Below are 13,147 nucleotides of genomic sequence, written 5' to 3'. Positions count from 1 at the left end.
CAGAATTCAGCCGACGTTGACACCACCGCGTCCAGGCCCAGACTTGCGTCGTGGAAGTGCACCGTCACGGCGTCCTTCGTGGCCGTGACGGACGAGGCCTCGTAGTTAGCCTGGGTGGCACTGGCGTTGTCGAAGACCCACGCCGTGATCGCGTCGCCGAAGCGAACGCCGAGTCGTTTTCCGCCGTTGCCGGTCGGGTCGTAGTAATAGATGCCATAGCCGAAGAACTCGACATCGCCGACATCGACTGGCTCTCCGAGCCCCCACGTAATGGTGACGCTGTCGGTTCCCACTTCCGCCAGCACGGACGTGACTGTTCGGGGTGTATGCGTGGTCATGGCTTCCTCTCGATTACCTCACCAGATCGGCAGTTGGAGTGCCGCGATGACCGTTCCTGCGATCGTGGCGAGTCCAACGGCCGCTGCACCGACGAGCTTTGCTCGCGTCCAGAAGCGCGGCTTCGCTTCTTCGGGGGCAGCAGTGATCGTGCTGCCGTCCGCGGCCTGTGCGATGCTCACGCGGTTCCCGCGCCCGTTGATGACGAAGTTCACGGCGTTGGCTGCCTGCGTTGGGGTTGGTAGGTTCTGGCCCTGTGGGGTTGCGGAGCGCAGCTCGGCGATGAGTTCGGCTAAGCGAGTGCGAATCTGGTCGAGCACGCCTGCGAGCGCGATAGTGCTGACGCTCCAGTAGAGCGCAGTGATGTGGCCGTTCATCTCCCGGGTGCCGTTCATATAGGTGACGAGGTCGGGAGCACCCGGTGGCTGGAGCTTGACCATTCTGTCGGTTCGGTGCTGATCCACCATGCTGTGGATCTCGCTCACGCCCATTCGAAGTGGAACTTGCTCGTTGATTTCGTCGCGAGCGAAGTCGGGAATGTCCATCGCGCCGATTGTCTCGTGGCGCACGATCCCGCCTGGAACGGTGCCGTCGATTTGCAGCGGAGCGGACACAGTTCGGTACAGGGGCAGCTCCGCGTCCCGCCCGTAGCCGCGGAGCTCTACCGACGCCCAGTTGCGAAGCTCGGGTGAGCCTGCGCTTCCGCCGAGCAGGATGAGTTTGCGGAGCAGAGTGTCGAGCGGTTTCTCATCGAGAAGGTCACGCTCGATTTGCGCCATGAGATCCGGTGGACGTTTGATCACAGCCAAATTATCTCCTCCACCGCCGACACCTCGGGGCGACCACGACGATGCCGCAGGGGATCAGTCTCGCTCATGCATGTCGCTGAGCATCGGTCGGCGGGCTGTTGGTGCGTCGCGGGGGAGAAGGGCAAGAACCCCCTTATCGAAGTCACGCCCGCTGACGAAGCGAAGAGCGTGTCGGCCGGATCTCTGACCATCTGCGCGCCAACGAAGCTCCTTTTCAGGCTCCCGCGCGCCTTCGGGGAGGGGGACCAATTGGGGACCAAAATCATGCGAACCATGCATCTCGTGACGTGCTCAGCATGATCTGAGGTCCGGAATCACGCGAATTTCGGTCTCGATCGCACCGTCTGGACGCCTGGGGGTCAAGGGGTCGCAGGTTCAAATCCTGTCAGCCCGACCACAAGGTCCCGGGAACGCTAAGTTCCCGGGACCTTTGTCATTGGAACGGTGTCTCTGCGCACGTCGAGGACTGACGACGCACCCAGCCAGGCGGCAGAATCGCGTACACACTGGGATGATGTGGCCTGCTTTCTGCTGAGGTGGGTGATCATGGCAGAGCGGCAGCTCCCGGACTTCTTGGCGTATGGCGACCTGTCCCGCCACGGGCTCAGCCGGCATGGCCTGGAGCAGCTCGTGGCGCAGGCGGAGTTTGAACGCGTTGCGCCAGGCGCCTTCATCAGGACAGGGCTGACGGCTGACACGACCGCCGCTCTGATTGCCGCGACCGCGAAGAAGCCGCAGGCCACCATCTGCCTGCTGTCTGCCCTGTCCATCCACGACCTGACGGACGAGATCCCCACGAGGAGCGACATCGCCCTGTCGCGGGGCAGCCAGCCCCCCAGGATCACGATCTCGCCGGTGCGCTGGCACCGCTTCGACCCGGCCACCTTCGAGGTCGGCCGGACCCAGCAGTCGCTGCCCGGGGGCGGGCGTATCGGGCTGTATTCGCCGGAGCGCACGATTCTCGACGTCTTCCGGTTGCGACACGACTGGGGTGCCGACCTCGCTCACGCAGTCCTCAGACGATGGCTGGCGCGTCAGGGCAGCAGCCCAGCGACGTTGCCGTCGATGGCGGAGAACCTCCCCAAGGCCCGACCGGCCGTCCGGGCAGCGTTGCAGGTCCTGCTGTAGCGCCTCGGTGGTCGGATCTGAGGGGGGGTCGGAGGTGGGGATAGGGCATCCGTCCGATGTGGGGGCCTACCTCAGGAGCCCAGTGGGGAGGTGTCGGAAGGACCGGCGACACCACCCGAGAAGGGCACCGTCATGAGCGTCTACGGACACGAGTACATCGTCAACACCGAGGTGGAGTACCGCCTGGAGCGTGCCGGGGTCGGCCGGGGCAACCCCGGGCTGGGCGGGCGCGGCGCGTGGGCCGGCATCCGGTCAGGGTTCTTGGCCCGGCGCCGGGATCACCAGACCGCTGCCGCGGCCGGCGCCGCAGCAGCTGCTGCCCCCGCCTCGCCACTGGCCTCGGCAGATCTTCGTCACGGACGCCGCCAACGAGGGACCGCGCGCCTGGTCGCCACCCTGGTCGCGGGCCTGAGTCACGGTGGTGGATGCGCAAGCACTCCCGCCACCACGCCAACCCCAACAAGGTCGGGGCGGACGAGGACATCCGGCCCGGCGTCCTGCTCTTCACCCCCGACGACGCCGCCCGGCGCACGGGCCTGAGCGGCTGGCTCACCGCTCGCCAGGGGTGGCTGTTCTTTCCCCTGCTCACCCTCGAGGGCCTCAGCCTGCACGCCGACGCGGTCCGCACCGTCGTCCAGGACGGCGAGCTCAGCCACCGCGGGACCTAGGCCGTGCTCCTGACGATCCGGCTGGCCGTGCTCCCGGGCCTGGTCCCCACCCTGCTCGGGCCGGGCCCGGGTGCAGCCTTCCTCGCCGTGCAGCTCGCCGTCCTCGCCGTCTACATGGGCGCGACCTTCGCCCCCAACCACAGGGGGATGCCGCTGGTCCCGCGGGGCACGAGGATCGACTTCCTCTCCCGCCAGGTCCTGACCTCGCGCAACATCCGCGGCGGCCGACCGTGGACTGGCTCATGGGCGGCCTCAACCTGCAGGTCGAGCTCCACCTGTTCCCGAGCATGCCAAGCGGCAACCTGCGCCGGGCGCCGTTCGTCCGCGCCCACTGCGCCGAGCACGGCGTCCCCTACACCGAGGCCGGGCTGCTCGAGTCCTATGGCATCGTCGTGCGGCACCTCAACCGGGTGGGGCTGGGTGACCGGGACCCGTTCGCCTGCCCGTTCGTGACGGCGCACCGGCAGGGCTGACCGCCGCGGCGAAGGCCGCCAGCGTCCAGTCCCGGACCAGCTCGGCCGCCGCGCGACGCCGGGCGGGCTGGACGATCTCGTGGCCCTCGTCGGGCACGATCTCGCAGCGCGCGGTCCCGCCCGCCGCCTGCACCGCCTCGGCGAGCTGCTGCGACTCGCTCGGCGGGACGTTGGCGTCGTGGGCGCCGTGCACCAGCAGCACGGGCGCGTCGATCCGGTCGGCCAGCCGCAGCGGCGAGATGGTCCGCAGCAGCTCGGCGTCGTGGACGGGGTGGCCGTACTTCGGCAGGGCGGCCCGCGCGATCCACGGCTCGGTGGTGGCGTAGAACGTGCCGAGGTCGCTCATCCCCGCGATGCTCGCCCCGGCTGCGAAGAGCCCGGGTCGTGCCGCCAGGCACGAGAGGGTCAGGTAGCCGCCATACGACCAGCCCACGCACGCCACCCGGTCCGGGTCGGCGAGGCCGCGCGCGACGAGGTCCCCCACGACGTCCTCGACGTCGTCGACGCCCCGCCACCGCAGACCGACGTCGTCGGCGTGGGAGTAGGCCCGCCCGAAGCCTCCCGACCCGCGGACGTTGGGCGCGCAGACCGAGATGCCGGCCCGCAGGAGCACGGGATACAGGTGCGACCAGCCGGGACGTTCCTGGCCCTCGGGCCCGCCGTGCAGGTGTATGACGACCGGCCCGCCCCCGTCGACCGGGCGGTCCCGCGCCGGGTGCCACCAGGACGACACCTCCGTGCCGTCACGCGTCGTTGTGCGAAGCAGCTCCGGCAGGACGGCCTGCGGGTCGCGGGTGGCGCCGTCGACGTCGACCCACGCCTGCGAGACCCAGCTGCGGGTGCGCAGGTCGAGGATCTCGACGCACCGGTCCCGGTCGGGGCTCTCGACCGTCAGGGCCAGGATCGAGCCGTCGGCGCTGAGGCTCGGCTCGGTGGCGACCCACCCGGGCAGGGGGATGGCCTCGTGGACGGTGCCGTCGACCAGCTCGACGAGGGCGAGCTCGCTGCGGCCGCCGTCGACGTTCCACAGGACCGCGGCCCGGGTGCCGTCCTCGCTGACGCAGAACTCCTCGACGTCCGCGTCCGGACGAGCCATCAGGACCCGCTCCGAGACGCCGCGGCCGGTCACCGTGAGCAGCGCCAGCCGCTGCCGGTCGCCCCCGACGTCGGTGCGGACCACGACGCGCAGATAGCCCTCGCGGCTCTCCGACGGGCACGAGGTGTGCGGGGGCAGCCGCTCCGACCAGCCCGATCGTGACGGCAGGCGCCGGGGACGGTGGTCGTCGAGGATCGCGGCGGCGTCCGTGACCGAGCCGGGGTCCGGGCGCAGCAGCGCGGTGTCCTCGCCGCCCCACAGCAGGCGCAGCGACCGGTCGCCGCGCCCGCCCACCCGCACCAACGACGCGCCGCCCCACGAGTCGACGAACCGGCCCTCGGCCCGCCGGTCGACGACCTCGACGCCGAGCGTCTGCGGGTCGACCAGCCGAGACTCGCCGGAGCCGTCCTCCCGCTCGGCGGTGACCTGGATCCGCGTGCCGTCCCAGCCGACGAGCTCCGCCGACCCGTCGCGATCGTCGTCGGCGCGCCACGCCTGCGGGTCGCCGGGGTCGGTCGTGACGACCCACACCTGGGAGCGGTCCCCGCCATACGGCGCGACCTGGCAGGCCAGCCACAGACCGTCGGGAGAGTGCCGCACGCGGGTGACCGGTCCGTCGACCGGCAGCCGGACGGGCCGCCAGGTGCCGGCGCGCGCCCCCTCGAGGAAGCGCTGCACCGCTCGGGGATAGCCGTCGACGTCGACGACGTGCGCCAGGGCACGGCCGTCGGGGGCGACGGACGCCCCGTGGGTGGGGCGGCCGGAGAGCTCCATCACGGTCAGAAGGTCTGGAGCCACAGCTCCAGGGTCACGAGCTGCCACAGCTCGTTGGAGCCGAGGGTCGTGCGGGTCGTGTTGGGATCGGCGAGCAGCCGGTCGAGCACGTCGGCGTCGAAGACGTGGCGGTCGAGCGCCGCCGACGAGCCGAGGGTGTCGCGGACCAGCTCGAGCACCTCGCCCTCGAGGTGGCGGATGCCGGGGACGGGGAAGTAGCCCTTGGTGCGGTCGATGACCTCGACCGGCAGGATCGACCGGGCGGCGTCCTTGAGGACCCCCTTGCCGCCCCCGGCGAGCTTGAGCTCGGGCGGGCAGGAGCCGGCCAACTCGACGAAGTCGTGGTCGAGGAAGGGCACCCGGCCCTCCAGGCCCCAGGCCATCGTCATCGTGTCCACCCGCTTGACCGGGTCGTCGACCAGCATGACCTGCGTGTCCAGGCGCAGGGCGGCGTCGACGGAGGTGTCCGCGCCGGGAGCGGCCTGGTGGGCGGCGGCGAAGGCCCAGCTCGGGTCGTGGTCGAGGCGGTAGTCCGGGTGCAGCAGGGCACCCACGGCGTCGTGGCTGCGGTCGAAGAAGACCCGGCGGTAGGCCTCGGTCGTCCGGTCGCGGGGGACGTCCAGGAGCGGGGGGTACCAGTCGTAGCCACCGAGCACCTCGTCCGCGCCCTGGCCCGACTGCACGACCTTGACGTGCCGCGAGACCTCTTGGGAGAGCAGGTAGAACGCGATGCAGTCGTGGCTGACCATCGGCTCGCTCATCGCCGCGAGGGTGCCGGGGACGGCCGGCAGCAGACGGCTGGTGTCGACGTGGATCTTGTGGTGGTCGGTGCCGTAGCGGGCGGCGATCAGGTCGGAGTAGGAGTACTCGTCGCCGGACTCGCCCCCGGCCGAGTCGAAGCCGATGCTGAAGGTCTGCAGGTCCTGCTGCCCCTGCTCGGCGAGCAGCGCCACGACCAGGCTGGAGTCGAAGCCGCCGGACAGCAGCACGCCCACGGGCACGTCGGCGACCATGCGTCGCTCGACGGCGGTGCGCAGGGAGTCCAGCAGCGCGTCGCCCCAGTCGCGGGCGTCCCAGTCGGCGCGGTCCTCGCGGCGGGTGAACGACGGCTCCCAGTAGACGCGGTCCGTGTAGCGGCCGTCGGGCTGGTAGGTCCGGACGGTGGCCGGCGGGAGCTTCTGGATGCCGGCGAACATCGTGCGGGGCGCGGGCACGACGGAGTGGAAGGACAGGTAGTGGTGCAGCGCGACCCGGTCCAGCGACACGTCCACGTCGCCGGCGTCGACGATCGCGCGCAGCGACGAGGCGAAGCGCAGCCGGTCGCCGCGGCGCGAGAGGTAGAGCGGCTTGATCCCGAGCCGGTCCCGGGCCAGGGTGAGCACGCCGGTGTCGACGTCGGTGATCGCGAAGGCGAACATGCCGGTCAGGTGCCCGACGCAGTCCGGCCCCCAGCGGTGGTAGGCCTTGATGATCACCTCGCTGTCGGCGTGCGAGAAGAAGTGGTAGCCGTGACCCTCGAGCTCGGCGCGCAGCTCCTGGTAGTTGTAGATGCAGCCGTTGAACACCATCGACAGGCCGAGCTCGGCGTCGACCATCGGCTGGGAGCCGCGGGGCGACAGGTCGATGATCGACAGGCGCCGGTGCCCCAGGGCGACCCGCCCCTGGGCCCAGACCCCGCCGTTGTCGGGACCGCGCGCGACCATCGCCTCGGTCATCGTCTCGACCGCCGCGACGTCCGCGGGCCGAGCACCTCGCTCGCCGAACCTGACCTCACCGCAGATGCCGCACATCAGCGCTCCTCCCCGTCCGTCATGATCCACGTGTCCTTGCTGCCGCCACCCGCCGAGGAGTTGACGATCTTGCTGCCCTCCGCCCCGGACCGGCTCAGCGCGGCCGGCATCGTGATCGCCTCCGTCTCGCGGGTGCCGCTGCGCCGTCGCAGGTGCACGAACACCCGCAGGTCCACGTGCCGCGGCCGCAGGGCGTTGCCATCGAAGGTCGGGTGCGTGGACAGGTCGACCAGCTCCTGCCCGATGTAGCGCTCGGGGTTGGCGAGGATCTCGCGCCGCCGCTCGGCGACCTGGGCGGACGTGGCGTCCGGCCCGATGAGCACCCCGAGCCCGCCGTGCCCGTCGATCGGCTTGGTGACGAGCTCGCCCAGGTGGTCCAGGACGTGCTCGCGGGAGTCCGCGTCGGCGCACAGCCAGGAGGGGACCTGGTCCAGGATCGGCTCCTCGCCCAGGTAGTAGCGGACCATGTGCGGCACGAAGGTGTAGACGGCCTTGTCGTCGCCCACCCCGTTGCCGAGGGCGTTGGCCAGCGTCAGGGTGCCCCGGTGCAGCGCCTCGATGACCCCGGCGCGCAGGGGCTGGCCGTCGCGGCCTCCCGCCGACAGCAGCAGGTCCTCGTCCATCCGCAGGTAGGCCACGCGCACCTGGGCCGGTCGTCCGGCACGCTGCCGCATGAGTCGCCCGTCCTCGAACCACACCTGGCTCGGGGTGAGCACGTCGACGCCCATGGCCTCGGCCAGCCCGGTGTGCTCGGGCCACGCGGAGTCGGTGGGGCCCGAGGAGAGGATGGCGATCTCGCCGGGCTCGGCGGCGCCCCCCTGCGCGGCGGCGGACAGCGTGTCGCGCAGCAGCTCGGGGACGGGACGGACGGGCCGTATGCCGCGGGGGAACACCTCGGGCACGAACCGGCGCATCAGGGCGCGCGCCGCGATGGCGTAGCCGACCCCGGAGGGCACGCGCAGGTTGTCCTCGAGCACCCGCCAGCGTCCGGGTCCGTCGCTGACCAGGTCCAGGCCGCTGACGTGGTTGCGGACGCCCGGCCCGCCGAGGCGCCCGCTGGAGCGGTAGCCCGGCGCCCGGTCCAGCAGCTCGCGGGGCATCACGCCGTCGGCGAAGATCGCGCCCTCGCCGTAGCAGTCGCGCAGGAAGGCGTCGAGCGCCCGCGCCCGCTGCTCGCCGCCGGCGCTGATGTGCTCCCAGTCGGACGCGGACACGATCCGGGGGATCAGGTCGACGGGGAAGACCTGGGGCTGCGGCTGGTCGCGCAGGCGGAAGGTCAGGCCGTCGGCGCGCTGCAGGTCGACGATCGCGTAGTCGCGCTGGCGCAGCCCCCGGGTCCCCAGCCGCTGGAAGGCGGCGACCACGTCGGCATACGGCGGGCGCGGTGCACCGGACTCGTCGACGGCCTCGTCGTAGGCCGCGGGGGCCGCCCCCTCGCGGGGCCGGTAGGACTCGAGCAGGTCCTCGGTGCCGTCGACCGGGGCCGCGACGCCACGGGCGGTCTCGGCGATGAGCTGGTCGACGACGTCCGTGAGCCGGCCCCGGCGGCGGCGTGCCCGGCGCTGGCGGGCGGCGGAGCTGCCGCGCAGCAGGGCGGCGGTGGTCAGCCCGTCGACGAGCTCCCAGTCGCCGTTGGCGCGCAGCCACGGCTCCAGCGAGGCGACGAGGTCTCGGATGATCTCGGGGGCCGGGGCGGTGCGGCCCGAGCGCAGGTCGACGAGGTCGCCCTCGAGCCCCGAGCGCGCCGCCCGCCAGGACGCGGCGCGGCCGACGACGGGGGCCAGGTCGAGCGGGGGGACGCCCGCGGCGATCGTCTCGACGGCCCGGTCCACCATGGCCCGGAACAGGCCGGCGACCAGCACGATGGTGTCGGTGGAGGGGCAGCTGTCGCAGATCCGCAGCTCGATCGTGCTGATGCGCGCGGCCGGCCGGACGTCGAAGTAGATCATCCCCGGGTCGCTGATCACGCCCGTGTCGACGAGGTTGGCCACCAGCCGGTCGAACTCGGCGGCGGAGCGGGCCCCGCTCGACAGGCCCGTCGTGGGCCAGCGGCTCCAGACCAGGCTCCGCACGCTGGCGTAGCCCGTGTCGTCCCCGTCCGACCAGTAGGGGGAGGACGCGGACAGCGCCAGCAGCGGGGGCAGGTCGGGGGCCACGTGCTCGGCGACCAGGCAGGCCTCGTCGAGGTCGGCCACGTCGACGTGCACCTGCGAGCCGCAGATCAGCTGCTCGCGCGTGAGGAGCTGGTAGTCCGCCAGCATGCGCCGGTAGCGCGGGGTCTCGGTGACGTCGATCTCGTCGGGCGCCGACAGCGGCAGGGAGCCGGCCCCCACGATCCCGAGCCCCAGCGGCGTCGCCGCCTGCACCAGGCCCTCCCGGCAGCGGAGCAGCTCGTCGCGCAGCTCGTCCAGATCGGTGACGACGGCCGAGTTGACCTCGACGACGCACTGCTGGAGCTCGGCGACGTACTCCGTGCGGTCGGCCAGCGCCTCGAGCAGCTCGGGGGCCTTGGCGGCGAGCCGGCGCGTGGTCAGGTCCACGACATGGAACTCCTCCTCGACCCCGAGCCTGCGGATCGGCCGGGTCCGCGGCTGCGACGTCTGCGTCGCCTGGGGGGAGTGCCGGGTCTGGGCCTGCCCGCTGGATCGTGCGCTGTCCATGGCGTGAGGCTTCCACGCGCATGTTGCGGGCGCGTTGCGAAATCGTGTCGGCCTGCGTCCCTCGTGCGCCGTGCCCGCTCAGGCCGGCCGGTCGAGGGCACCGAGCTTGGCCGGGTTGCCGTGGAGCTGGACGGTGCGGACGAGTCCGTCGCGCACCTCCAGGACCAGGCAGCGCAGCGACCCGTCGGCGGCGCTGAAGACCAGGGCCGGGCCACACGGCGGGCGCGAGGGTGTGTCGGCAGGGGCTGGCATGATGCAGGGACCGACGCGACGGTGCGTCGGGTTCGGGGAGGACGTCATGCGGTCGCTCGGGGTGCTGGTGGGGCTTGCGCTGCGCCGTGTCCGCCATCGCCCTGCCGCCGTGCTCGCCGTCGCGCTGTGCACCTTCGTCGCGTGCCTGGCCGCCGCGACGGCGCAGGTCCACGCGGACTCCGCGGACCGGGCCGCGCGCACCTCGGCCCTGCGGCAGGCGCCGCTGGACGACCGCTCGGTCGTCGTGAGCGGCACCGTGTCCCGAGGGCTGGCCGAGACCGACGCCGTGGTGCGGTCCGCCGCCTCACGCATCCCGGGCGCCCAGGTGTCCCGGTGGGTCACCTCGTCCGGCTACGCCGTGGCGGGCGCCGCCGCCAACCTGCGGGTGGAGCTGGGGCACGCCCCGGGCGCCGTCGCGAGCAGCACGCTGGTGAGCGGGGCCTGGCCCACCTCGGACGGCGACGTCGCGGTCCCGCAGGTTGCGGCCGAGCGTCTGGGGTGGCGCGTGGGGCAGACCCTCGCCCTCAGCCGGCTGGTGGCCACGCAGGCGGACCCACCCCGCCTGCGGATCAGCGGCACCTACCGGACTCGAGCCACCGACACCCCAGGGTGGGCCGACGACGCGCGCCGTGGGGCGGGGATCAGCGAGGGCGACTTCCGCACCGTGGGGCCGCTGCTGGTCTCGGGCGACACGGTGCCCGCGCTCGGCGCAGGAGCGACGGCCACCTGGCGGATCGTGCCTCCTGCGGACGCGTCGGGGCTGGAGCCGCCCGTGCGTCACGCCGTGGCCGCGCTCGAGCAGGCGCCCCTGCTCGACGGTTTCGCGGTGCGGACCGGACTGCCGGCGACCCTCGAGCGGGCCGTCGCCGACGGTGTCCGCACGCGTGCCGCCATCGCCGGACCGACGGCCCTGCTCGTGCTCGTCGCCCTGGTGGGGCTGGGGCTGACGGGCCTGCTGCTCGGGGCGGTCAACGAGCGGGGCGACCGGCTCCTGCGCACTCGTGGCGCGTCGCCCGGGCAGGTCGGGGTGCTGGCCGGGCTGGCGGCCGCCGCCGTGCTGCCCGCCGGTGTCCTGGCCGCGCTGCTGGCCCCTGTGCTGGCGCGCGTCCTGCCGGGGGCCGACCGGGTCGAGCCCACCGTCATGACCTGGGTCGTCGCCCTCGGGGCCACGATCGCGGCGATGCTGGTCGTCACCCTGACGGCGCTGGCCGGCTCGGTCGGGGGTCACGGTCGCACCTCACGCATGATCGACGCCGTCCTGCTGCTGCTGGCGGCCCTGGCCTGGTGGCGCCTGCGGGGAGCCGGGGACGAGCAGCGCGCCGATGCGCTGTCCGTGGTCGCGCCCGCGCTGGTGGTCCTCGGGCTCGCGCTCGTGGCGATGCGCCTCGCCCCCGTGCTCGGCCGACTCGTCGCGCGCGCGGCCGGGCGATCTCGTGGCCTGGCTGCCGCCTGGGCCGCGTGGGGCACCCGTCATCCCTCGCCCGAGAGCCTCGGCACCCGCCTTCTCGCCGTGGTGACGGCCGCGGTGGCAGCCCTCACCGTCACCCAGCTGGCCAGCAACGACCAGCTGATCCAGGACCGGGCGGTGCGAGAGGTCCCGGCGCCCGTCGTGGTCACGTTGGCGCCCGACGCGGGCCACGCGGCCGAGGTCGCCCGCGGCCTGGGCGGGACGACGACCTCGGTGTGGTCCGAGCAGGTCACGGGAGTCGGCGGTGCCGAGGCGACGCTGCTCGGCGTCGACCTGAGCGACGCCGTGATCGCCGACCCCACCTTGGTGCCCGACCCCGCCGGCGCGCGCGCCCAGCACGACACCTGGCAGTCGACCCTCCACGGCCTGCGAGCCGCCCCTGCCCCGCCCCCCGTTCCTGCGATCCCGTCGACATCCTCGGCCACGACCACGTCTGCACCATCGGCCACCACGTCGGCGGCACCGTCGGTCCAGCCCACCGCGCCCTTGTCCGCGGGCGCGCCCTCTCCCGCGGGCGCGCCCTCTCCCGCGGGCGCGCTCACCCTCGAGGCCACGGTCGTCGGCACCCTGGAGTCGCTCGAGGACAGGTCCGGCCTGCCCGAGCTGCAGCTGTTGCTCGACGACGGCGAGGGCTACCGCCACGCCCTCGCGCTCACTGCCGGGACGCCGAGCACCCAGGTCAGCTATCGCGGCACCCTCGGCACCGGTGTGGGGCGCGCTGTCCCCGAGCCGCTCGAGCTCGTCTCCGCCACCATGCTCTATCCCCCTGCCGACATGACCCTCCGTTCCCTCACCGTCCGCCGGCCGGACGGGTCGCGCACCTCCCTGCTGCCCGCTCCGGTCCCGCTGACCACCACGACCGAGGGCAGCCGAGGCCTGAGCGCCGAGGCGGTGGTGGCGAAGCCGCGCGTCGACCCGGTCCCCGCCGTCCTCTCGCGCGGACTCGCAGAGGCCCTCGAGGCCCGGCCGGGGCAGACCGTCGAGCTGCCGGTCGCCGGTCGCACGGTCCGGTTGCGCGTGACTCGGGTGGTCGACCGGGTCCCTGGCCAAGGCGATGCGCAGCGCGCTGCTCTGGTGGACCTGCGGACGCTGCAGACCACGGGTGCCAGGGGGAGCTCCGGGGCCGACCTCCTGCTCCCACCCCTCGAGCCCGGGCAGGTGTGGGGGACGCGCGTCCCCGACCCGGCATCCGCGCCGCAGGCCGGGCAGGGCGGGGTCCTCACCGTCGCCACGCAGGCCGAGACGCTCGCCCGACTCCGCTCCGACGTAGCCCCCGCTGCCCTGCGGGGTGTGCTCGCCCTGCTGCTGACGGCCAGCGCAGCGCTCGCGGTCGTCGCGGGTCTCGCGGGGACGGCGGCGGCGGCCCGGGCCCGCCAGCGCGACCGGGCGGTCCTCCACGCGCTCGGGGTGCCTGCCGCGCTGCTGCGCCGATCCGTGTGGGGGAGCGAGCTCGCCCAGGTGCTCGTCGCGGTCCTGACGGGCACCGCGGTCGGGCTGCTCGCCGCCGTCGTCGTCATCCCCGCCTGGTCCGTCGAGGGGGCCGGCACCACTCCCGTCGTGCCCTGGGGCCAGGTCGTCGCAGCGGCCGGTGCGCTGGCGGCCGCGCTGTGGCTGACCGGGCTGCTCGCGCTGCGGCCGCCGGCGCGCAGCTGGTCGAGCCTGCTGCGCGAGGGGGACACGGCATGAGGCGGCC

Annotated in this window: 10 protein-coding genes; 4 read left to right on the top strand and 6 right to left on the bottom strand. The window is 73.2% G+C overall.

The window, feature by feature from the left end:
- Both B4K29_RS11960 and B4K29_RS11955 read right to left on the bottom strand, forming a co-directional pair.
- The coding region (locus tag B4K29_RS11960) for a hypothetical protein (protein WP_286967413.1) at positions 1 to 305 on the bottom strand (305 nt) is incomplete at its 3' end.
- 51 nt (positions 306 to 356) lie between these two features.
- Positions 357 to 1,139 carry a hypothetical protein gene (locus B4K29_RS11955; RefSeq protein WP_070709208.1) on the bottom strand — a complete coding sequence of 261 codons (783 nt, stop codon included), beginning with the start codon at positions 1,137 to 1,139 and terminating at the stop codon, positions 357 to 359.
- A gap of 450 nt (positions 1,140 to 1,589) precedes the next feature.
- On the opposite strand from B4K29_RS11955, the gene B4K29_RS11950 reads away from it, so the two are divergent.
- The 3 genes from B4K29_RS11950 to B4K29_RS11940 all read left to right on the top strand — a co-directional run bounded on the left by B4K29_RS11950 (position 1,590) and on the right by B4K29_RS11940 (position 3,414).
- A complete protein-coding gene (locus tag B4K29_RS11950) occupies positions 1,590 to 2,273 on the top strand; it encodes a type IV toxin-antitoxin system AbiEi family antitoxin domain-containing protein (protein ID WP_286967411.1) in 684 nt (227 codons plus the stop codon).
- Positions 2,274 to 2,698: 425 nt separating this feature from the next.
- On the top strand, positions 2,699 to 2,941 hold the full coding sequence (locus B4K29_RS11945; protein WP_239262421.1) for a hypothetical protein: 243 nt from the start codon (positions 2,699 to 2,701) through the stop codon (positions 2,939 to 2,941).
- A gap of 242 nt (positions 2,942 to 3,183) precedes the next feature.
- The gene (locus B4K29_RS11940) at positions 3,184 to 3,414 is read left to right on the top strand and encodes a hypothetical protein (RefSeq protein WP_239262419.1); all 231 of its coding nucleotides are present in this window, start codon (positions 3,184 to 3,186) and stop codon (positions 3,412 to 3,414) included.
- Here the strand turns inward: B4K29_RS11940 and B4K29_RS11935 are convergent.
- The 4 genes from B4K29_RS11935 to B4K29_RS11920 all read right to left on the bottom strand — a co-directional run bounded on the left by B4K29_RS11935 (position 3,344) and on the right by B4K29_RS11920 (position 9,986).
- Positions 3,344 to 5,308 carry an alpha/beta hydrolase family protein gene (locus B4K29_RS11935; protein WP_286967407.1) on the bottom strand — a complete coding sequence of 655 codons (1,965 nt, stop codon included), beginning with the start codon at positions 5,306 to 5,308 and terminating at the stop codon, positions 3,344 to 3,346. The two genes, B4K29_RS11940 and B4K29_RS11935, sit on opposite strands and share 71 nt — an antisense overlap.
- Entirely contained in the window at positions 5,290 to 7,074 is a 1,785-nt protein-coding gene (locus tag B4K29_RS11930; protein ID WP_286967405.1) for an N-acetylglutaminylglutamine amidotransferase, read from the bottom strand. The genes B4K29_RS11935 and B4K29_RS11930 overlap by 19 nt, the downstream gene beginning before the upstream one ends.
- Positions 7,074 to 9,734, bottom strand: a complete 2,661-nt coding sequence (locus B4K29_RS11925) for a carboxylate--amine ligase/circularly permuted type 2 ATP-grasp protein (protein WP_029210556.1) — start codon at positions 9,732 to 9,734, stop codon at positions 7,074 to 7,076. Before B4K29_RS11925 ends, B4K29_RS11930 begins: the two co-directional genes overlap by 1 nt.
- Positions 9,735 to 9,812: 78 nt before the next feature.
- Positions 9,813 to 9,986, bottom strand: coding sequence for a hypothetical protein (locus B4K29_RS11920; protein ID WP_156911132.1), 174 nt, complete (start codon positions 9,984 to 9,986; stop codon positions 9,813 to 9,815).
- On the opposite strand from B4K29_RS11920, the gene B4K29_RS11915 reads away from it, so the two are divergent.
- Entirely contained in the window at positions 9,985 to 13,140 is a 3,156-nt protein-coding gene (locus B4K29_RS11915) for a hypothetical protein (protein ID WP_286967403.1), read from the top strand. The two genes, B4K29_RS11920 and B4K29_RS11915, sit on opposite strands and share 2 nt — an antisense overlap.
- Positions 13,141 to 13,147 lie beyond the last annotated feature (7 nt).

The organism is Arsenicicoccus sp. UBA6765, assembly GCF_002453335.1.
In the GTDB taxonomy this organism is placed as follows: Bacteria; Actinomycetota; Actinomycetes; order Actinomycetales; family Dermatophilaceae; genus Arsenicicoccus; species Arsenicicoccus bolidensis.
The sequence above is the reverse complement of the archived record's forward strand: the minus strand, read 5'-3'. Positions and strand labels throughout refer to the sequence as shown.

Coding starts and splice junctions, on each gene's coding strand:
- B4K29_RS11940 (WP_239262419.1), top strand. CDS start 3,184: ATGGGCGGCCTCAACCTGCAGGTCGAGCTCCACCTGTTCCCGAGCATG.
- B4K29_RS11930 (WP_286967405.1), bottom strand. CDS start 7,074: ATGTGCGGCATCTGCGGTGAGGTCAGGTTCGGCGAGCGAGGTGCTCGG.
- B4K29_RS11925 (WP_029210556.1), bottom strand. CDS start 9,734: ATGGACAGCGCACGATCCAGCGGGCAGGCCCAGACCCGGCACTCCCCC.
- B4K29_RS11920 (WP_156911132.1), bottom strand. CDS start 9,986: ATGCCAGCCCCTGCCGACACACCCTCGCGCCCGCCGTGTGGCCCGGCC.
- B4K29_RS11945 (WP_239262421.1), top strand. CDS start 2,699: ATGCGCAAGCACTCCCGCCACCACGCCAACCCCAACAAGGTCGGGGCG.
- B4K29_RS11915 (WP_286967403.1), top strand. CDS start 9,985: ATGATGCAGGGACCGACGCGACGGTGCGTCGGGTTCGGGGAGGACGTC.